At 67.0% G+C, this 17848-nt stretch carries 22 protein-coding genes and 1 tRNA gene; 15 read left to right on the top strand and 8 right to left on the bottom strand.

The annotated features are described in order from the left end of the window. Positions 1 to 58 precede the first annotated feature (58 nt). From G7Y85_RS03830 to G7Y85_RS03850, 5 genes are all read left to right on the top strand, one after another. A complete protein-coding gene (locus tag G7Y85_RS03830; protein ID WP_166253293.1) occupies positions 59 to 1240 on the top strand; it encodes a pyridoxal phosphate-dependent aminotransferase in 1182 nt (393 codons plus the stop codon). Between the two features lie 115 nt (positions 1241 to 1355). Continuing rightward, a tRNA-Asn gene (locus G7Y85_RS03835) sits at positions 1356 to 1431 on the top strand. A 76-nt stretch (positions 1432 to 1507) separates the two neighbouring features. Continuing rightward, complete coding sequence (locus G7Y85_RS03840; RefSeq protein ID WP_166252060.1) at positions 1508 to 2401, top strand: DMT family transporter; 894 nt, start codon at positions 1508 to 1510, stop codon at positions 2399 to 2401. A gap of 95 nt (positions 2402 to 2496) precedes the next feature. Next, positions 2497 to 3648, top strand: coding sequence for an AI-2E family transporter (locus G7Y85_RS03845; RefSeq protein ID WP_166252062.1), 1152 nt, complete (start codon positions 2497 to 2499; stop codon positions 3646 to 3648). A gap of 266 nt (positions 3649 to 3914) precedes the next feature. Continuing rightward, positions 3915 to 4127, top strand: coding sequence for a cold-shock protein (locus G7Y85_RS03850; protein ID WP_166252065.1), 213 nt, complete (start codon positions 3915 to 3917; stop codon positions 4125 to 4127). Between the two features lie 44 nt (positions 4128 to 4171). Here G7Y85_RS03850 and G7Y85_RS03855 read toward each other — a convergent pair whose 3' ends face one another. Beyond that, a complete protein-coding gene (locus tag G7Y85_RS03855) occupies positions 4172 to 5527 on the bottom strand; it encodes an ATP-binding protein (protein ID WP_166252068.1) in 1356 nt (451 codons plus the stop codon). Then, a complete protein-coding gene (locus G7Y85_RS03860; protein ID WP_166252071.1) occupies positions 5524 to 6246 on the bottom strand; it encodes a response regulator in 723 nt (240 codons plus the stop codon). Before G7Y85_RS03860 ends, G7Y85_RS03855 begins: the two co-directional genes overlap by 4 nt. Positions 6247 to 6417: 171 nt before the next feature. On the opposite strand from G7Y85_RS03860, the gene G7Y85_RS03865 reads away from it, so the two are divergent. The 3 genes from G7Y85_RS03865 to G7Y85_RS03875 all read left to right on the top strand — a co-directional run bounded on the left by G7Y85_RS03865 (position 6418) and on the right by G7Y85_RS03875 (position 8214). Continuing rightward, positions 6418 to 6741, top strand: coding sequence for an EF-hand domain-containing protein (locus G7Y85_RS03865; protein ID WP_166252074.1), 324 nt, complete (start codon positions 6418 to 6420; stop codon positions 6739 to 6741). Between the two features lie 61 nt (positions 6742 to 6802). Next, entirely contained in the window at positions 6803 to 7306 is a 504-nt protein-coding gene (locus tag G7Y85_RS03870; protein WP_166252077.1) for a hypothetical protein, read from the top strand. Positions 7307 to 7374: 68 nt separating this feature from the next. Continuing rightward, positions 7375 to 8214, top strand: coding sequence for a sterol desaturase family protein (locus G7Y85_RS03875; protein WP_166252080.1), 840 nt, complete (start codon positions 7375 to 7377; stop codon positions 8212 to 8214). Positions 8215 to 8255: 41 nt separating this feature from the next. Here G7Y85_RS03875 and G7Y85_RS03880 read toward each other — a convergent pair whose 3' ends face one another. Beyond that, the gene (locus G7Y85_RS03880) at positions 8256 to 8444 is read right to left on the bottom strand and encodes a DUF4169 family protein (protein ID WP_166252083.1); all 189 of its coding nucleotides are present in this window, start codon (positions 8442 to 8444) and stop codon (positions 8256 to 8258) included. Positions 8445 to 8608: 164 nt separating this feature from the next. Between G7Y85_RS03880 and G7Y85_RS03885 the strand changes: the two genes are divergently transcribed. The 3 genes from G7Y85_RS03885 (at position 8609) to G7Y85_RS03895 (ending at position 11239) form a co-directional block, all read left to right on the top strand. After that, positions 8609 to 8890 (top strand): hypothetical protein, encoded by a 282-nt coding sequence (locus G7Y85_RS03885; protein WP_166252086.1) that lies wholly within the window; start codon positions 8609 to 8611, stop codon positions 8888 to 8890. Positions 8891 to 8988: 98 nt separating this feature from the next. Further along, positions 8989 to 9873, top strand: coding sequence for an NTF2 fold immunity protein (locus G7Y85_RS03890; RefSeq protein WP_166252090.1), 885 nt, complete (start codon positions 8989 to 8991; stop codon positions 9871 to 9873). Between the two features lie 55 nt (positions 9874 to 9928). Further along, positions 9929 to 11239: a PQQ-dependent sugar dehydrogenase gene (locus G7Y85_RS03895; RefSeq protein WP_166252093.1), complete on the top strand. Its 1311-nt coding sequence runs from the start codon at positions 9929 to 9931 to the stop codon at positions 11237 to 11239. Positions 11240 to 11251: 12 nt separating this feature from the next. Here the strand turns inward: G7Y85_RS03895 and djlA are convergent, their stop codons facing one another. Next, the gene (djlA, locus tag G7Y85_RS03900) at positions 11252 to 12013 is read right to left on the bottom strand and encodes a co-chaperone DjlA (protein ID WP_166252096.1); all 762 of its coding nucleotides are present in this window, start codon (positions 12011 to 12013) and stop codon (positions 11252 to 11254) included. Positions 12014 to 12067: 54 nt separating this feature from the next. Next, a complete protein-coding gene (locus tag G7Y85_RS03905; RefSeq protein ID WP_166252099.1) occupies positions 12068 to 12937 on the bottom strand; it encodes an alpha/beta hydrolase in 870 nt (289 codons plus the stop codon). Between the two features lie 175 nt (positions 12938 to 13112). On the opposite strand from G7Y85_RS03905, the gene G7Y85_RS20740 reads away from it, so the two are divergent. After that, positions 13113 to 13466: a glycine zipper 2TM domain-containing protein gene (locus G7Y85_RS20740; protein ID WP_166252102.1), complete on the top strand. Its 354-nt coding sequence runs from the start codon at positions 13113 to 13115 to the stop codon at positions 13464 to 13466. A 258-nt stretch (positions 13467 to 13724) separates the two neighbouring features. Here the strand turns inward: G7Y85_RS20740 and G7Y85_RS03915 are convergent, their stop codons facing one another. Then, positions 13725 to 14255: a hypothetical protein gene (locus tag G7Y85_RS03915; protein ID WP_166252107.1), complete on the bottom strand. Its 531-nt coding sequence runs from the start codon at positions 14253 to 14255 to the stop codon at positions 13725 to 13727. A 250-nt stretch (positions 14256 to 14505) separates the two neighbouring features. Further along, positions 14506 to 15195: an ArsR/SmtB family transcription factor gene (locus G7Y85_RS03920; RefSeq protein WP_166252110.1), complete on the bottom strand. Its 690-nt coding sequence runs from the start codon at positions 15193 to 15195 to the stop codon at positions 14506 to 14508. Between the two features lie 69 nt (positions 15196 to 15264). On the opposite strand from G7Y85_RS03920, the gene G7Y85_RS03925 reads away from it, so the two are divergent. Both G7Y85_RS03925 and G7Y85_RS03930 read left to right on the top strand, forming a co-directional pair. Next, on the top strand, positions 15265 to 15606 hold the full coding sequence (locus G7Y85_RS03925) for an NIPSNAP family protein (RefSeq protein ID WP_166252113.1): 342 nt from the start codon (positions 15265 to 15267) through the stop codon (positions 15604 to 15606). Then, positions 15603 to 15950 (top strand): antibiotic biosynthesis monooxygenase family protein, encoded by a 348-nt coding sequence (locus G7Y85_RS03930; RefSeq protein ID WP_166252116.1) that lies wholly within the window; start codon positions 15603 to 15605, stop codon positions 15948 to 15950. Before G7Y85_RS03925 ends, G7Y85_RS03930 begins: the two co-directional genes overlap by 4 nt. Positions 15951 to 16110: 160 nt before the next feature. On the opposite strand, the gene G7Y85_RS03935 is transcribed toward G7Y85_RS03930, so the two are convergent. Continuing rightward, a complete protein-coding gene (locus tag G7Y85_RS03935) occupies positions 16111 to 16860 on the bottom strand; it encodes an SDR family oxidoreductase (protein ID WP_166252120.1) in 750 nt (249 codons plus the stop codon). A 194-nt stretch (positions 16861 to 17054) separates the two neighbouring features. Between G7Y85_RS03935 and G7Y85_RS03940 the strand changes: the two genes are divergently transcribed. Beyond that, on the top strand, positions 17055 to 17834 hold the full coding sequence (locus G7Y85_RS03940) for a crotonase/enoyl-CoA hydratase family protein (protein ID WP_166252123.1): 780 nt from the start codon (positions 17055 to 17057) through the stop codon (positions 17832 to 17834). The last annotated feature ends 14 nt before the right edge of the window (positions 17835 to 17848 follow it).

The following is a 17848-nucleotide window of genomic DNA, read 5'->3' on the forward strand; positions in this document are numbered from 1 at the left end:
CATCCTGCGCCGCGTTTTCAGCCGTTTCAGCGGCACTCAAGACCGGAGCATGATCACCGTGGAACTGTCACTTGCGCAGCGTGTCGGCCGCATCAAGCCGTCGCCGACGCTCGCCGTCACCGCCAAGGCCGCCGAACTCAAGGCGCAGGGCAAGGATGTCTACTCGCTCTCCGCGGGCGAGCCGGATTTCGATACGCCGCAGCACATCAAGGATGCGGCCATCGATGCGATCAAGCGTGGCGTGACCAAGTACACGGCGGTCGGCGGCACGCCGGCTCTGAAGAAGGCGATCATCACCAAGATGCAGCGCGACAACGCGCTGGACTACAAGCCGAACCAGATCGTCGCCGGCACCGGCGGCAAGCAGGTCTGCTACAACCTTTGCCAGGCGCTGCTGAACGCGACCGACGAAGTCCTGATTCCGGCGCCGTTCTGGGTCTCATATCCGGACATGGTGCTGCTCGCCGACGCCACGCCGGTGTTCATGTACACGACCGACGCGACCCGCTTCAAGATCACGCCCGAGCAGCTGGAACGGGCGATCACGCCGCGCACCCGCATGCTGTGGCTGAACTCGCCGTCGAACCCGTCGGGCATGGCCTATTCGAAGGCCGAGTTGACCGCACTCGGCGAGGTGCTGCGCAAGCATCCGCAGATCGTCATCGCCACCGACGACATGTACGAGAAGATCCTGTGGACCGCGGAGCCGTACAGCAACATCATCAATGCCTGTCCGGATCTGTATGACCGCACGGTGATCATCCATGCCGTGTCGAAAACCTATTCGATGACCGGCTGGCGTCTGGGCTGGGCGGCGGGTCCGGCCAGGCTGATCACTGCGATGGCGGACATCCAGTCGCAGCAGACCTCGAACCCGAACTCGATCGCGCAGGTCGCGGCCGAAGCGGCGCTGCTCGGCGATCAGGGCTGCGTCACGGAGATGGTGACGGCGTTCAAGCGTCGTCACGATCAGCTGGTCGCCGACCTCAACACGATTCCCGGCGTGAAGTGTCTGCCGGTGGACGGCACGTTCTACGCGTTCCCGAATGTCGACGGTCTGATGACGAAGCTCGGCGCCAGGGATGATCTGGAGCTGTCGGAAATCCTGCTGCAGAAGGCGCTGGTTGCGGTCGTGCCGGGTTCGGCCTTCGGCGCGCCGGGTCATATCCGCCTGTCGTTCGCGACCAGCGACAAGGTCCTGCAAGGCAGCGTCGAGCGGATCAAGGCGCTGCTCGCCTGAGTCTCCGCCGTGGTGAAAAGGCCTCCGCAAGCCCGGAGGCCTTTCCATTTGCACCGCAGCGGCCAAAAACATTGCATCGCTGCGACCGCCTGACTAGAATTCGCACCCCTGCCGTTCCGCGATAGCTCAGTCGGTAGAGCAAGTGACTGTTAATCACTGGGTCGTTGGTTCGAGTCCAACTCGCGGAGCCACCTGATTCGACCGATAGCCGCCTCCGGGCGGCTATCGTGTTTCCGGGCTGCGGTTTTCCGTGCTGGACCTGCGCGCATGCATGCTGAAGTGATTCCATCGAATTCGCCGCGCAGCCTGACGCCGGACCTGCTGCTGATTGCGGTCACCGCGGTCTGGGGCGGCACCTTCATCGTCGTCAAGACCGCGCTGCAGTGGAGCGGACCGTTCACGTTCGTTGCGCTGCGTTTCGGACTGGCGGCAGTGCTGCTGGGTCTGGTCAGCTGGCGCGCCTTGCGCGGCTTCACCGCCAGCGAAATCCGCGGCGGCATCCTGATCGGCACGGCCGTGTTCTTCGGCTATGGCTTGCAGACCGTCGGCCTGCGTGAAATCTCCAGCAGCGCGTCGGCGTTCTACACCGCGATGTACGTGCCGATGGTGCCGCTGCTGCAGATCGTGCTGTTCCGCACGCTGCCGCGCCTGCTCGCCTGGATCGGCATCGTGCTGGCCTGCGTCGGCATGCTGCTGCTCTCGAAGCCGGACGGTGCGAGCCTGATCGTCGGGCATGGCGCGATCGTGACGATGGTCGGCGCACTGGCGATGGCGTTCGAGATCCTGCTGATCAGCCGCTATGCCAATCGCGGCAACCTTCGGCGTCTGGCGCTGCTGCAGTTGGCCACGGTTGCCGTGCTGTCGTCGCTGGCCGCGCTGCTGTGCCGTGAACCGGCACCGGTCTTCAGCAGTACATACCTGGCTTGCCTGGGCGCGATGGCGCTGATCAGCGCCTTCATCCAGCTGGCCCTGACCTGGGCGCAGCGCACGGTGCCGGCGACGCGCGCGACGGTGATCTATGCGCTGGAGCCGGTGTGGGCGGCGCTGGTCGGTGTGTTCGTCGGCGATCAGCTCGGTGTCAGCGGTTTTGCCGGTGGCCTGCTGATCGTGATCAGCGTGATCGTCACCGAATTGCGTCTGCCGCAACGCACCGCAGGCTAGGGCGGCTGCGACGGGCCGGTTCAGGCCCGCGACAGCCGTGCTGGCGTTTCCTGTGACACGGGCCGACAAGGAGGTCGGCGACGCAGGGAAGCGACGTGTTCGACAGTGCAGGCGAGAACGCAGGGCCCGTCACCACCACGGCCGCGACGTCCCTGCGCGGCACGCTCGATCTGCGCAGTGCCGCCCTCGCGGTGCTTGCGGTGCTGGCCTGTGTGGCGGCACTGAAACTGGCTGCCGACGTGCTCGTGCCGATCACGCTCTCGATGTCGCTGAGCTATGTGTTGATGCCGCTGGTGTCGACGCTCAGGCGGCGCCTGCGGATTCCGGAAGCGCTCGGTGCCGGACTGGCTCTGGTGCTGGTGGTCTCGATCATCGGTTTTGGCGCCGTCGAACTGCAGCCGCGGGTTTCGGCGATTCTCGACACGATTCCGACTGCGACCCAGCGGCTCGGGCGGCTGCTGCACAGCACCGCGCTCGACAAGACGGGTGCGATCCGCAAGCTGACCAGCGCCGCCGATGCGCTGCAGCGGGCGGCGAGTTCCGCGCCGGCGCACGATGTGCCTTCGAGCAGCGCCGTGCCGAGCCTCAAGGATCATCTGTGGTCGGCCACCGGCGCAACCCTGAAGGGGCTGGGCGAAGCGGTCGTGGTACTGGCGCTGAGCTATTTCCTGCTGGTCTCCGGACATTCGTTCAAGCGCAAGCTGGTCCGGATCAGCGGCGCGACGCTGAGCGAGAAGAAACTGACGGTGCAGATCCTCGACGAAATCGATCTGCAGATGCAGCGCTATCTGCTGATCCAGCTCGGAACCAGCGCGCTGGTCGGCATCGGCACCGGCCTGTTCTTCGCCGTGATCGGCCTCGACAACGCGGTGTTCTGGGGTGTCGCGGCGGCAATCCTGCATCTGGTGCCGTACATCGGCGCCACGTTCGTGGTCGCGCTGTCGGCGATGTTCGCCTATCTGCAGTTCGGCGATGTGCAGAGCACGCTGCTGGTTGCCGGCGGTGCACTGGCGATTGCCGGTGTGATCGGCCTTGGCGTCGTACCGTGGCTGACCGAACGGGTGGGGCGGATCAATGCGGTCGCGACCTTCGTCACCCTGCTGCTCTGGGACTGGCTGTGGGGCGTGCCCGGCCTGCTGCTCGGCATTCCGATCATGATGGTCGTGATGGCGGTCTGCGAGCGGATCGACAGTCTGCGGGCGGTGGCCGAACTGCTGGGTGTCGATGCCGAGCGACGTACCAACTGAAGCCGGATCGCGTGCCGCATCCGCGACTCGCCAGCGGGTCCGCGGGCGGGCGAGAATCCGGCCGCAAGTGCGGGTTTATAGGCGATATTCGACAAATGACTTGTGATCGCGTAGTGTGCGCTCCGCAGTCGCCTCAAGCAGAGTTATCCGTTGGTAGCCATCCTTTCAACCGGATGGACGAAATACCCGATGCGTTCCTCTTGACCGTTTGCAACCCTACGGGCGGGTCGTAGCCCGCTTTTATCAACGTTTAAAGGAATGTATCCATGAGCAATGTTTCCACCGGCACCGTGAAGTGGTTCAACGACGCCAAGGGCTTCGGCTTCATCACGCCGAGCGAAGGCGGCGAAGACCTCTTTGCCCACTTCAAGGAAATCCAGGGCACGGGCTTCAAGACCCTCGCCGAAGGCCAGCGCGTCGAGTACAAGGCTGCCCGCGGCCCGAAGGGCATGCAGGCAACGCAGATTCGCCCGCTCTAAGCTGGTAAAGCAGTAAAAAGAACCGCGGCTACGGCCGCGGTTTTTTATTGCCCGCGATCTGTCGCGACCGGCAGGCGCACCCGCACGCGCAGGCCGCCGCCGGGCCGGTCTTCCAGTCGCAGCTCGCCGCCGTGGCGGCGCACGATGTCGGCGACGATCGCCAGACCCAGCCCGGAACCGCCGTCGTCGAGATTGCGCGCGGTGTCGCGCCGGTAGAACGGTTCCAGCACCGCCTCGCGTTCGGCGGCCGGTATCCCCGGCCCGCGATCATCGACCGTGATCTCGGCAAAGCCGGCATCGCGGGCGATGCGCAGTTCGGCATGGCCGGCGTACCTGACGGCGTTGCCGACCAGATTGCCGAGCACGCGTGCGAGCGCCACCGCGTCGCCGCGTATCGACAGTTCGGCAGGCGCGTCGAGCGGGACCGCGGTGCCGCCGGCGCGCCGCTCGTCGCATTCGCGCCTGGCCAGCGCGACCAGATCGACCTGTTCGCGATGTTCGGTTCGCTGATCGGCACGCGCCAGCGCAAGACTGTCGCGCAGCAGCAACTGCATGTCGCCGAGATCGCGTTCCGCCCTGGCGCGCTGCCCGGGGTCTTCGATCAGCTCGATGCGCAGCCGCAAGCGCGTCAGATACGTGCCGAGATCGTGACTGATGGCGGCGAGCATGCGGGTCCGGCCTTCGATCAGCAGGTGAATGCGTTCGCGCATGCGATTGAAGGCGCCGACCAGCTGGCGCACTTCGCGCGCGCCGCGTTCGGGTAGCGGCGGCCCTTCGGCGGCCGTGCCGACGCGTTCGACTTCACGGGCCAGCGCCTCGATCGGGCGCAGCTGGCTGCGCAGCGCCCACAGCGCGGCCAGACCGATCGCGCCGACCAGCAGCAGAACCGCCAGCGCGAAGGGCCGGCCGAGCACGCGGCGCAGTGCGACGCCGCGCACGTCGATGTCGAGCACGCGGCCGTCGCGCAGTTCGACGGCGATGTGCAGCGGCTGACCGCCGCCCATCCCGTCGCGGCCGAACACGGAACGCAGGCTGCGACGGCGCGGTTCACGCTCGTCACCGACGCCGACCCAGATGCGGTGCGGCTCCGGACCGAGGCTGTGTTGCAGCACCCGCGCGACACGCGGCAGTTCGGATGCGTCGCCGGACATGGCCAGCGGACCGGCACGCAGCGCGAGCTGAAAGTCGGTTGTCGAGGCGGCATGCAGCACCTTCGTGGCATCGCTCGCTGCAGTGTGTTCGAGCAGCCAGACGATCGCGTCGATCCGTTGCGGCAACGGTGCGCGTCGCTCGCCGCTGTCGTCGACGCCCTGCAGGTAGAACGCGCCGAGGATCGTCATCGTCACCAGCAGCAGGGTGGCGACCATCAGCGCCGCGATGCGCAGCGCCAGACCGATCATGCGAGACGCTCGACGCCGACGGCGAACAGGTAGCCGCCATTGCGCACAGTCTTGATCAGCGCCGGTCGCGCGGGATCGGCTTCGATCTTGCGGCGCAGGCGCGAGGCGGCGATGTCGATCGAGCGATCGTAGACTTCCCAGCTGCGGCGCCTGGTGAACTCCATGATCTGTTCGCGTGACAGCACGCGTTGCGGATGGCGCACGAACATCGCCAGCAGATCGTAGTCGCCCGCCGAGAGGTCGATCTCATGGCCGTCGTCGTGGGTCAGACGCCGCGCCGCGAGATCGAACACGTACTGCGCGAAGCGCAGGCGCTCATGGCCGGCGGGGCCGAGCGAGCTGGCTGGTGCCGCACGCCGCAGCACGGCGCGAATCCGCGCCAGCAGTTCGCGCGGGTTGAACGGCTTGGCCAGATAGTCGTCGGCGCCGAGTTCCAGGCCGATGATGCGATCGAGGTCCTCACCCTTCGCCGTCAGCATCACGATCGGCAGGTTCGCTGCCGCTGCGCGCAGCCGGCGACAGATCGACAGACCGTCCTCGCCGGGCAGCATCAGGTCGAGCACGACCAGATCGACGCGTTCGCGGACCAGCGCGGCGTCGAGTTCGCTGCCGGAGCGCGCCCACTCGGCGGCATAACCGTCGCGAACCAGCAGCTCGCGCACCAGAGGACCGATCTCACGGTCATCCTCGACGATCACGATGCGGTGGCTGATCTCCATCTGTGCTTGCGTCCCTGTCCGTGTGGCGATCTTTATAGCCGAGCAAGTGCGCAGAACGCAGCCTTGTTACACGCCGTCACACAGGGCCATCGTGCAGACACCGACGCGCGCCGCGCGGCAGGCAAGCTGCACGCACTGGCACCAATCCGGCGCCGACGAGCGAGAGTTCCGATGAAAAAGCATGTTGTGGTTCTGGCCGTTGTCGCCGGCATGGGCTTGCTGGCCGGCCCTGCGTTCGCGCAGGACACGTTCGGCCCCGGCCGCATGAAAGCGGTCGACACCGACGGCGACGGTGCGATCAGTCGCGACGAAGCGCAGGCGGCGCTGAAGTCCGAATTCGCCAGACTCGATCGCAATCACGATGGCCAGATCAGCGAAGACGAGTTCGTCGGCGCGCGCATGGAGATGTTCGACGCGGCCGACACCGATGGCGACGGCAAGCTGACGCGCGCCGAACTGCGCCAGCGTTTCCTCGCCATGCGCAAGCAGCAGTAGGCGCCGGCCCGGCCCCAGGTTCCGCAATCCATCCCCCGCTGTTCCACACAGGAGTTCCCCCATGAAGACACTCGACATCACGCCGCGCAGCCTGCTCACGGCCGCCGCGATCGCGACCCTGGCGCTGAGCTTTGCGATGCCGCTGCAGGCCGAAGCGCGCGAGCGCAGCCGCTCGGTTTCGCGCACCGGGCCGAACGGCAATGCCGTCCATCGCAGCGCGAACGTGCAGGCCGGTCCCGGCTATCGCGATGTCACGCGCACGCAGCAAGGTCCGAACGGCGGCAAGCGCGAGGCCGAGCGCGGCTATGACGCAGCGAGCGGCAGCGCCTATCGCAGCGTGACGGCGACCGGCCCGAACGGCGCAACTTACAGTCGCGGTGGCCAGACCACGATCGATGCCGGCAGCGTCAGTCGCTCGCGCAGCGTGACCGGGCCCGACGGCGCCACGGCGTCGCGTTCGGCGACACGCGGCTATGACCCTGCCACCGGCGCCTACTCGGCCGAGGTCAGCAGGACCGGTCCGAATGGCGGCACCGTGGTTCGCGATGTGGAACGCACGCACTGAGTCCCGGCCCGCGCCCGACGATGTCGCCGGGCGCGGGCTTCCACACAAGCGCGTCATCGAGATCAGCGATGCCTGAAACCTTCAGCGGTACCGCGCAGCGGCATCCCTTCATGCTGCTGGCACTGATCGGGCTGGCGCTGGCCGAAGTCGCCTGGCTCGCGTGGCGGCGGCGCAGTGGATACGACTGGCGCGAAAGCGGCACGTCGATGGCAATCGCCGCGGGCAATGCGCTGGTCCGTCCGCTCAATGCGCTGCTGCTGGCGCCGGTGTTCGCCTGGGTCTATGCGCACCGCGTGGCGCACATCGAAGTGCAGGGTCCGCTGGCGTTCGCGGCGCTGGTGATTGCCGTCGATTTCATCTACTACGTGTTTCACCGTTGCAGTCACCGATTGCGCTGGATGTGGGCAACGCACGGCGTGCATCACTCGTCGACGCAGATGAATCTGTCGGCGGCCTATCGGCTCGGCTGGACCGAGCTGCTGTCGGGTTCCTGGCTGTTCCTGCTGCTGCCGGTCGCACTCGGCGTTCCGCCGGTTCTGGTATTGGCGGCATTCGCCTTGAATCTGGCGTACCAGTTCCTGCTGCACAGCCGCCTGATCGGTCGGCTCGGCGTGCTGGAACGGGTCTTCAACACGCCAGCGCACCACCGCGTGCATCACGCGATCAACGAGGGGCTGGTCGATCGCAATTTCGGCGGCATCCTGATCATCTGGGACCATCTGTTCGGCACTTTCGCCGCCGCCGGCGACGAGGTCGACCTGCGCTTCGGCGTGATCGGCCAGACGGCGAGCTACAACCCGCTGCGCATTGTGTTCCTCGAATGGCAGGCGCTGTTCGGCGACCTGCGTGCCGCGCCGGACTGGCGCCAGCGGCTGCGGGTGCTGAGCGGCACCTCGGCGGTATCCTGAGCGCTCGCACCGCGCCAGGCGTCTTCGCGCAGCGGCCGTGTTCAGGACTCGTCGTCGGATTCGAGACGCAGCTGATCGAGCCGGTGTTTCGCGGCTTCGGTCTCCGCAGCATCCTTCTGCCGCTCGGCCTTGCTGCGACCAAAGCGCACGCGGTTGTCGGCGGCGAGGCGCTCGGCTTCGGCGCGTTCCTTCTGCTTGCGATGCTTGTTGAGATTGATGATGTCGGCCATGACGACGATGTCGATGACGGGGGAGCCCCGAGCATAACGGAGCCCGGCGCACGGTGTCCTACGCCTGCTGTCAGTGCTTGCTGACAGCGGCGTCGGGGCGGCCCCAGATGGCGGCGGCGCGCCCGCATCGGACAATCGAGTCACGATTGCGAGCCCCGAGTGCCATGAAAGAGCCGACCGCCGCTGTAGCCCCCGCCCGTCCTGCCAGCCAGTGGCCGATCGGCATCCGCCTGCGCTTCCACCCGCGCGCGAGCCTGCAGGCGCAGCACCGTGCCCTGCGCGGCAAGCCGGTGCTGGTACTGTCCAAGCTCAAGCTGATGGGGCCGAGTCACGGTCAGTATTCGTGGCGCCAGCAGGTGCTGGTGCTGAGCACCGGCAAGCTCGGCTGGGCGCGCCCCGAGCAGCTGGACCTGCCGATCGACGATCTCGACGACGGCATTTTCTAGTGTGCCTGCGTGCCGCGTTCATCTCGCGCTCGGTTGGCGCGCCTATCCTTGCCGTGTCCGTCGCTTGGGCCGACGCCGCAGGAAGGGGAGCAGGGATGATGCGTACACGTGCCGGTATCGCGGTTCTGGGGTTCATGCTCGCGTTTCTGATGCCGGTGTCTCAGGCTGCGCCGGATTTCGCGCCGGCCTGGCATTTGCAGACCCCGGACGGCACCAGCGTGCAGTTTCCGGAAGACGCCCGGCACCAGCCGTCGGTGCTGCTGTTCTGGCCGTCGTGGTGCCCCTACAGCCGTGCGCTGCAACCCTATGTGCAGGACATCTGGAACGACTACCGCGATGCCGGCGTGCACGTCTGGACCATCAACATCAAGGAAACCGGCGATCCCGTGCAGGCGATGAAGGATCGCGGCCTGAGCTTTCCGCTGCTGCTCAACGGTGACGCCCTGATCGACAGCTACGGCATTGTCCGCACGCCGTGGCTGGTCGTCGTCGACGGCGACAATCGCATCGTCTACACGCGGCCCGGCAACAGCAGCTCGCCGATCGAAGTCGCGCGCAAGGTTCGCGAGACGCTCAACGGTCTGCTCGGCGCGCGTGCCGTGCCGCTGCCGACCTCGTATCCGCCACCCTACGATCTGCATCTGCGTCAGCAGCATCAGACGCCGGTCGCCGATGCCGAGTGGAAGCCCTGGGCAGAAAGGACACTGGCCGGTGTCGGCGACGAGGAGATCGTGACCGACATCGCGCCGCTCGGGCCGGTCGCCGACGGCCGCGCGGCGATCGAGATGGCGCGCAGCGTGTGGGCGCAGCGCTATGGCGCCGAGCAGGTCGCCATCCAGGCGCCGTTCCGATCGTATCGTCGCAACCGGTTGTGGGTCGTTTCCGGATCGGCGGTCGCCGGACATCTCGGCGACGGTTTCCAGTTGATCGTCGATGCGGACAGCGGTCGCGTGCGACGCATCAGTCCCGGCGCCCTGCACTGAAGCGCGGCCGGCGTGCCGCCGCATCCTTGGCTTCCCTGAAGTCCGGAGTCTGCCGATGAGTTGGCCGCGCCGGTCTGCGCTCCTGCTGATCGTCACTCTCGCGGCCTGCGGCAACACGGCACGGCTGACGGTGGAAGAGGGCAGCGGTCCGCAGCCGAAACTGCCGCCGGCGGACCGCTCCGTGATTCCGACGGTCGACGTCGCGCAGGCGATCGGCTGGCCCGATGGCGGCAAACCGGTCGCGCCGCGCGGCCTCGAGGTCGCTGCGTTTGCGAGCGGGCTCGGGCATCCACGCTGGTTGTACGTGTTGCCGAACGGCGATGTGCTGGTCGCCGAAACCCATGCGCCGGCGCAGCCGGACGACGGCAGCGGCATCAAGGCCCGGGTCACGAAGTGGGTGATGAGGCGCGCCGGGGCGATCGGCGACGGCGACAGTCGCATCACGCTGCTGCGTGATCGCGATGGCGACGGCATCGTCGATCGGCGCACGGTGTTCATCGACAATCTCGATGCACCGCTCGGCATGGCGATGGTCGGCAGCACGCTGTACGTCGCCGACACCGACGCCGTGCTGGCGTTTCCGTATCGCGACGGCGAGACGCGGATCAGCGCGGCGCCGCGCGCACTCGTCGAGCTGCCGGCCGGTCGGATCAATCATCACTGGACCAGGAACCTGATCGCCAGCGCGGATGGCCGCAAGCTGTACGTCACGGTCGGCTCGAACAGCAATATCGCCGAGAACGGCATGGCCGCCGAGGCCGGCCGTGCAGCGATCTGGGAGGTCGATGTCGCCAGCGGCGCGCATCGCGTATTCGCGACCGGTCTGCGCAACCCGAACGGCATGGCCTGGGAGCCGGTCAGCGGCAAGCTGTGGGTCGCCGTCAACGAGCGCGACGGGCTCGGCAGCGATCTCGTGCCCGACTACATGACGTCGGTGCAGGACGGCGGCTTCTACGGCTGGCCGTACAGTTATTTCGGCCGGCACGTCGATGCGCGCGTGCAGCCGCAGCGGCCGGATCTGGTGGCCGAGGCGATCGTGCCCGATTACGCGCTCGGTCCGCACACGGCGTCGCTGGGTCTGTGTGCCGCGCAAGGCAACAGCCTGCCGGCGATGTATGGGCAAGGCATGTTCGTCGGCCAGCACGGCTCCTGGAATCGCCGGCCGCGCAGCGGCTACAAGGTGATCTTCGTGCCGTTCCGCGACGGCATGCCGAATGGCGCGCCGATCGATGTGCTGGGCGGTTTTCTCAGCGGGGCCGGTCAGGCCCATGGCCGGCCGGTCGGCGTGGCGATCGACAATTCCGGCGCCCTGCTGGTCGCCGACGACGTCGGCAACACCGTCTGGCGCGTCACCGCAGCGCACTGAACCACGCCTTTCTCAGCGTGCGCGCGTGCGCTCGACCAGCTCGTACGCGGCGGTGATCTCGCGCGTCTTCTGCTCGGCCATCTCGCGCATGCTTTCCGGCAGGCCCTTGGCGGCCAGCTTGTCCGGATGGTTCTGGCTCATCAGGCGGCGATAGGCCTTCTTGACGTCGGCGTCGGATGCGCTGGCCGGCACGCCGAGCACCCGATAGGCGTCGTCGATGCTGCTTTGTGTCGGCGCGCGGCCGGCACCACTGCCGCCGCGCAGCATCGCTTCGAGCGCCTGCACTTCGGCATCGGAAAGACCAAGTCCGCGGGCGATGCGCATCAGCATCGCGTGTTCGGCCGGATGGGCGGCGCCATCCGCGGCGATCGCCGACAGCTGCACCTGCAGGAACATCTGATGCAGGACGCGCTGCCCGCGCGCGGCGAGCACGAAGCGCTGCACCTCGGCGTCGAGATCGAAGCCCGGCGACTTGCCGCGATTGAAGGCCTGCTTCGCCGATTCGCGCGCCGTGCCGCTCAGATGCAGGCGATCGAACAGCATTTCGGCGACGCGGATCTCGTCGTGCGTGACCTGGCCGTCGGCCTTGCAGATCGCCCCCATCACCGCGAACGTCGAATCGAGGAACTGCGACTGGATCCGGGTGGCGGCGCCGATCACCGAGACCTTGACCGACCGCTTGAGGATGTAGGCGATCAGGGCACCGATCAGCGCGCCGGACCAGCCACCGATGGCGAGCCCGAACAGGGCGCCAATGATGATGAAAGGATTCATCCGCCAATTTTACGTGACGGGTCCGCGCTGCGGGGACTCGACGTCGCTCGGGCGCTACTGCCGGTCGCGCAGATGACGATCGAGAAAAACGAGCCCTGCTTTCACGGCCGCACCGTCGGTCAGGAACGCGGTGATGTGGCCGCGACCGCGCAGGATCACGAGTTCGGCCGGTACGCCGGCGGCATCGAGCATGGCCTTGTAGTCGGTGGCGTGGTCCGGTGGCACCAGTCGATCCATGCCGCCGTGGTAGAGGAACACCGGTGGATCGCCGGCGCTCACATAGCTGATCGGCGAGGCGGCCTTGTATTCGGCCAGCTTTTCGCTGCGTGGACCGCCGATGAACTGCGGTACCAGCGTACCGCCGGGAAATTTCGTCAGATCGCTGGGCGTGCCGCCGGCGACCACGGCGCCGACCCTTGCATCGGGATCGAACAGCGCGTCGCCCGGCCCGATGCCCCCGAGCAGCGCGGCCAGATGCGCGCCGGCCGAATAGCCCCAGACACCGATGCGCGTGCCGTCGATCCGGTAATCCGCCGCCTGCGCCCGCATCCAGCGCACTGCGAGCTGCACGTCGCGCAGTTGTGCCGGAAAAATGTAGGCCGGTGCGAGCCGATAGGTACTCGCGACCGCAACGTAACCGCGACGCGCGAGATCCCGGGCGATCGACGACAGTTGTCTGCGGTCGCCGTGTTCCCAGCCGCCACCGTACAGCACGAGTACCGCGGGAAACGGTCCGCGGCCCTTCGGCTGATAGATGTCGGCCTTCAGTTCCTGGGGCCAGTCGGGCGGCGAGAACGACACATCGCGCGTGATCCGGTAGTCGCTGTGCGTCGGTGGCGGCGGCGGCGTGCCGGGGCGTCCTTGATGAATCGTGCAGCCACCCGCGAACACTGCGCTGAAAAGTATGCCGAGCCGAGCCAACATGCGGACCTCCTGACGGTGCTGCTGCCAATACGCGCGAGAGCGCCGATGGATGCAGATCGCGACCGCAGCGGGGCCTGAATCGCGGCTGACAGCGTGACTCAGTTGTGATTCATGCCGCCTGACTACGGTGGTTGCACGGCGCAGCGATGCGCTTTCGCAAAGAGGGGTTTCCATCATGAACAATGTTGCTGCGGGTATTGCAGGTGGTATCGCGGTTGTCCTCGTCGCCGGTTCGGCGATGGTGTTTGCTTCGCATGTCGGCAAAGACGACAAGGGTACGCATACCGAATGCACGAACGAGCGCGTGGTCACCGACAAGGATGTCGGGACCAACTCGGTCGCCGGGACCATACTCGGCGGCGTCGCCGGCGGCGTCATCGGCCATCAGATCGGCGGCGGTCACGGCAAGGATGTCGCGACAGCTGCCGGTGCGGTCGGTGGCGCCTATGCCGGCAACCGGATCGCGAAGAAGGACTTTCCCGATCAGGAAGTGAGCTATCACGAGAAGTGCCGCGACGTTGCGGGCTGATCGCCATGCGCAGGAGACGAACGGGCCGTCAGGGCCCGTTCGTCTTTGTGCGGTCCATATTGCCGCCGGTCGCGCACAACCGGCCACGCCCGGAGCGTGCCTGGCCGCGACCCCGACAAGGTCTGAACCATCACCCGCTTCGTCATGGCGAGGAGCCGGCGGCGACGACGCAATCCGGCGGCTGCCTGCGCAAACGCTGCATCCGGATCGGCACGGCCGCTTCGCGACCTCGCGATGACGGGCTGTTCAGAGGCGTCCCTAGGGTGTGGCGCAGCCCTGCAGGCCGCTGTAGCCGGCAGCGAAATCGCTCAGCCCGATGCGGCGGAACAGCGGACCGCGGATCGATTCGCTGCCGATCTTGACGTGATGGCTGCTGGAGAAACCGGCCATCTTGTCGGCCGGAATGGTGGCGATGATCTGCCGGCTGCTCGATGAGGGCTGACCCTGCAACTGCACGGTGCTGCCGTCGTCGAAGCTCAGGGTGATGCCGGAGCCGCTGATGAATTCATAGCTTGATTGCACGACCAGGGTGTTCGGCGACGTGAACGTGATGTTCAGGGCGTCGCGCTCCGGCTCCAGACGCAAGCTGCAACTCGCTCCGGACTTGTTCAGCGCGAAGTGATTGAGATCTTCGAGCAGGGCGCTCGCTTCGAAAGACGCCGCCAGCAGGGCCAGGCCCAGCACGATCCGGTAATGCTTCATTTCGACCTCCATGTAACGCGTCCATGACGGCGCGCAGCGCCGGGCCGCCTCGGCGGCCAGCCCTTTCAGCGGCAATCTGCGTGCCATGTGCGCGGTCGGAACGCGCTCGCGGTGTTGGCGCGGGGAAGGATTTCGCGCCGGCCCCGATCGGCGCAGGCATGCATCACGGGCAAAGGAGCACGCGATCCAGTGTCATGCGCCGGATGAAATCGGCGAGGATTTTTCGCGACTGGCCAAGCAGCCCGCCGAGGCATGTCGGGTCATGTGGCCAGGAGGCGTAACGCCGCCAGGCGCGAAAAGACCGTCGATTTCGCATGCGAATTTCCGACTCGCGACACTAGCCGCCGGCGACACCGAACTCGCGACGCAGCGCCAGTTCTCCCGGCACGCTGAAACTGACGACGCGCGAACCTTGCACACGGCGTGCCCAGCCCAGCGTGAGGCAGCGCTCGAGGAGCGCCGCGCCGAGCGTGCCGGCGAGATGCCGACGTCGCATGCTCCAGTCCAGACAGGCGCGGCACAGCGGGCGCCGCTGCGCGGCCAATGCGTCGATGTCGATGCCGAGTTCGCGGCAAAAGCGCTGTCCGGCCGGCGCGAGTTGTGGCTGCTCGTCGATCATGTGCAGCAGCTTGCGCTCGATCAGCGCATCGTAGATCAGCACACCGAGTTCGCCGGCCAGATGGTCGTAGCAGATCCGCGCCTTGCGCAGCGCCGGTTCGCGCGGACTCGAACGCAGGCGCAGCGCGCCGACGCGATAGGCGACGCCCATCAGGCTTTCCAGCAGTTGCGCGACATCGCGGTCGGCCAGCCGGAAGTAGCGGTGCCGGCCCTGACGCTCGAGTGCAAGCAGCTGCGCATCGAGCAACTTGGCGAGATGGGCACTGGCGGTCTGTTTGGTGACGCCGGCGACCGTCGCCAGTTCCGTCGCGGTCAGCGCCTGGCCGGCCATCAGGGCGGTCAGCATCTCGGCCCGCGCGTGATCGCCGATCAGCGCTGCGATGCCGACGATATTGGGGCCATCCTTCATGATTCGATGCTAGGCGAACCATTCGGGTGCGACAAGCGCCTATCGTGGCCTGGTCCGACCGGAGCCGGCATGGCCATCACCTGTTTCATCCGCTACCAGATCGATCCATTCCAGCGGGATGCGTTTCGCGAGTACGCCGAGCGTTGGGGACGGATCATTCCGCGCTGCGGGGGTACGCTGGTCGGCTACTTCCTGCCGCACGAAGGCAGCAACGACATCGCCTGGGGTCTGATCACATTCGACAGCCTCGCCGCGTACGAAGCCTACCGCCAGCGCCTGCGTAGTGATGCCGAAGGGCGTGCCAATTTCATGACGGCGCAGTCGCGGCGCTTCATCCTGCGTGAAGAGCGCAGTTTTCTCGAGCACGTCGACGGCACCATCGGGGTGCCCGCTGTCGGTGCCCGTCCATGATCGCGGTCATCTTCGAGGCGCAGCCGCGTAGCGGGCAAGCTGGCGCCTATCTCGATGCGGCATCGCAACTGCGACCGCTGCTCGCCGGCATCGATGGCTTCATTTCGATCGAGCGCTTCGAGAGTCTGACGACACCCGGCAAGCTCCTGTCGCTGTCGTTCTGGCGCGACGAACAGGCCGTCCGGCAATGGCGTCAGCTGGAAGCGCATCGTCGTGTCCAGACTGCGGGCCGGCTCACGATCTTCGACGACTATCGGTTGCGGGTCGCCGAGGTCTTGCGTGATTACGGTCTGCACGAGCGCGACGAGACGCCGCAGGATTCGCGCGCCGTGCACGGCGGATGAGGCGCTCGGGCCGCTGTTGCGGGCGCGGGTCCGGACGCCGGTGTCGCCCCTGGCCTCCGGCGTCGGCAAGATGCGGCGAGAGGGTGCGACCGATGCCGTGCACGGCCCCGGTCGCGGGAAAGGTCTGCGGTCGCACCCGCCGCTGTCGGCCGAGTCGTGATCAGAGCTGGCTCATGCCACCGTCGGCAATGATTTCCGTGCCGACGATGTAGGCCGATTCCGGCGCCGACAGATGCAGCACGGTCGCCGCCAGTTCTTCCGGGGTGCCGAAGCGGCCGAGCGGGATCTGGCCCTGGATCTGCGCGGCAGTGGCCTCCAGCGCTGCGGCGTCGAGGCCGAGCTTGCCGTACAGCGGCGTCCGCACCGGACCCGGGCTGACGACGTTGACGCGGATGCCGCGCGGCAGCAGCTCGGCCGACAGCGTCCTGGCCAGCGAGATCAGTGCCGCCTTGCTCGCCGCGTAGACCGAGGTCTGCGGCATGCCGATGCGGGCGTTGATCGAGCCGTTGAGGACGATCGCCGCGCCGGCATTCAGATGCGGCAGCAGTGCCTGCAGCTGGAAGTACGGACCTTTGGTGTTGGCGTTGAAGATGCTGTCCCACAGCGCTGGCGTCACGTCCGCAAAGTCGGCGAACGTCGCGCTGCCGGCGTTGATGAACACGGCATCGAGCTTGATGCCTTCCTGCGCGATGCGTTCAGCCAGCGATGCGGCCGACGCGAAGTCGGCGGCGTCGTTGCGGACGGCGATCGTGTCGGCGCCGATCTGCCGACGCGCCGCGGCGAGCGCGGCTTCGTCGCGGCCGGTGATGACGACGCGGGCGCCTTCCCTGGCGAAAGCCTGCGCGGTGGCCAGGCCGATGCCGCTGCTGCCGCCGGTGACCAGCACCGCCTTGTTCGAGTAACGATTCATGACACGACTCCTTTGCAGTGAACCGGCGTGATTGCCGTGGACTGCATCGTCGGCGCCGGGCTCCGGGTTGCCGTACCACGGAGCCGACGAACTCGTGCGAAATCGTCGAACGAGTCATGTGGCGGCCGGTCGGCGGCTCCCGTTGCGTGGGCGCGCCCTGTATCGTGGCGCCACGTCAATCACGAGGAGTTGCCGTGTCCCATATCGAAGTCCGCCGCGACGGTCATGTGCTCGATATCAAGATCAATCGCCCGGAAAAGCTCAATGCACTGTCGCCGGCGATGTACCACGACATCGGGCTTGCCTACGCCGAGCTCGACGGCGACCCCGAATTGCGTGTCGGCGTGCTGCATGCCGAGGGCAAGCACTTCACCGCGGGCGTTGAACTCGATCTGTGGGCGCCGATCTTCGGCAGCGGACAGGGCTTTCCGCTGCAGGCTCCGGCTTTCGATCCGTTCTGCCTGAAGGGGCCGCGCTGTCGCAAGCCGATCGTGTTTGCCGCGCAGGGCTACTGCTACACCTGGGGCGTCGAGATCATGTTGAACACCGACGTGCGCGTGGCAGCCGACGACACCCGCTTCGCGATGCTTGAGGTCAAGCGCGGCATCTATCCCTGCGGCGGGGCGACCTTGCGTCTGCCGCAGCAGATGGGCTGGGCCAACGCGCAGCGCTATCTGCTGACCGGCGATTCCTGGACCGCCGCCGAGTCGCATCGTCTGGGGCTGGTGCAGGAAGTCGTGCCGGCCGGCCAGCAATATGCGAAGGCGCGCGAGATCGCCGGACGCATCGCGGCCGCCGCGCCGCTCGGCGTGCAGGCCTTGCTGAAGGCGACGCGCCTGGCGGCGCTGGAGGGCGAGAAGCCGGCGATCGCGACCTTGTTCGACGACATGGTGACGGTCATGAAAAGCGACGACGCCCGGGAAGGCGTGCAGTCGTTTCTCGAGCGGCGCGAAGCGAGATTCACGGGGCGCTGAGCGGCACCGGGTGG

The sequence above is a fragment of the Solimonas terrae genome (assembly GCF_011067135.1).
Lineage (GTDB): Bacteria > Pseudomonadota > Gammaproteobacteria > Nevskiales > Nevskiaceae > Solimonas > Solimonas terrae.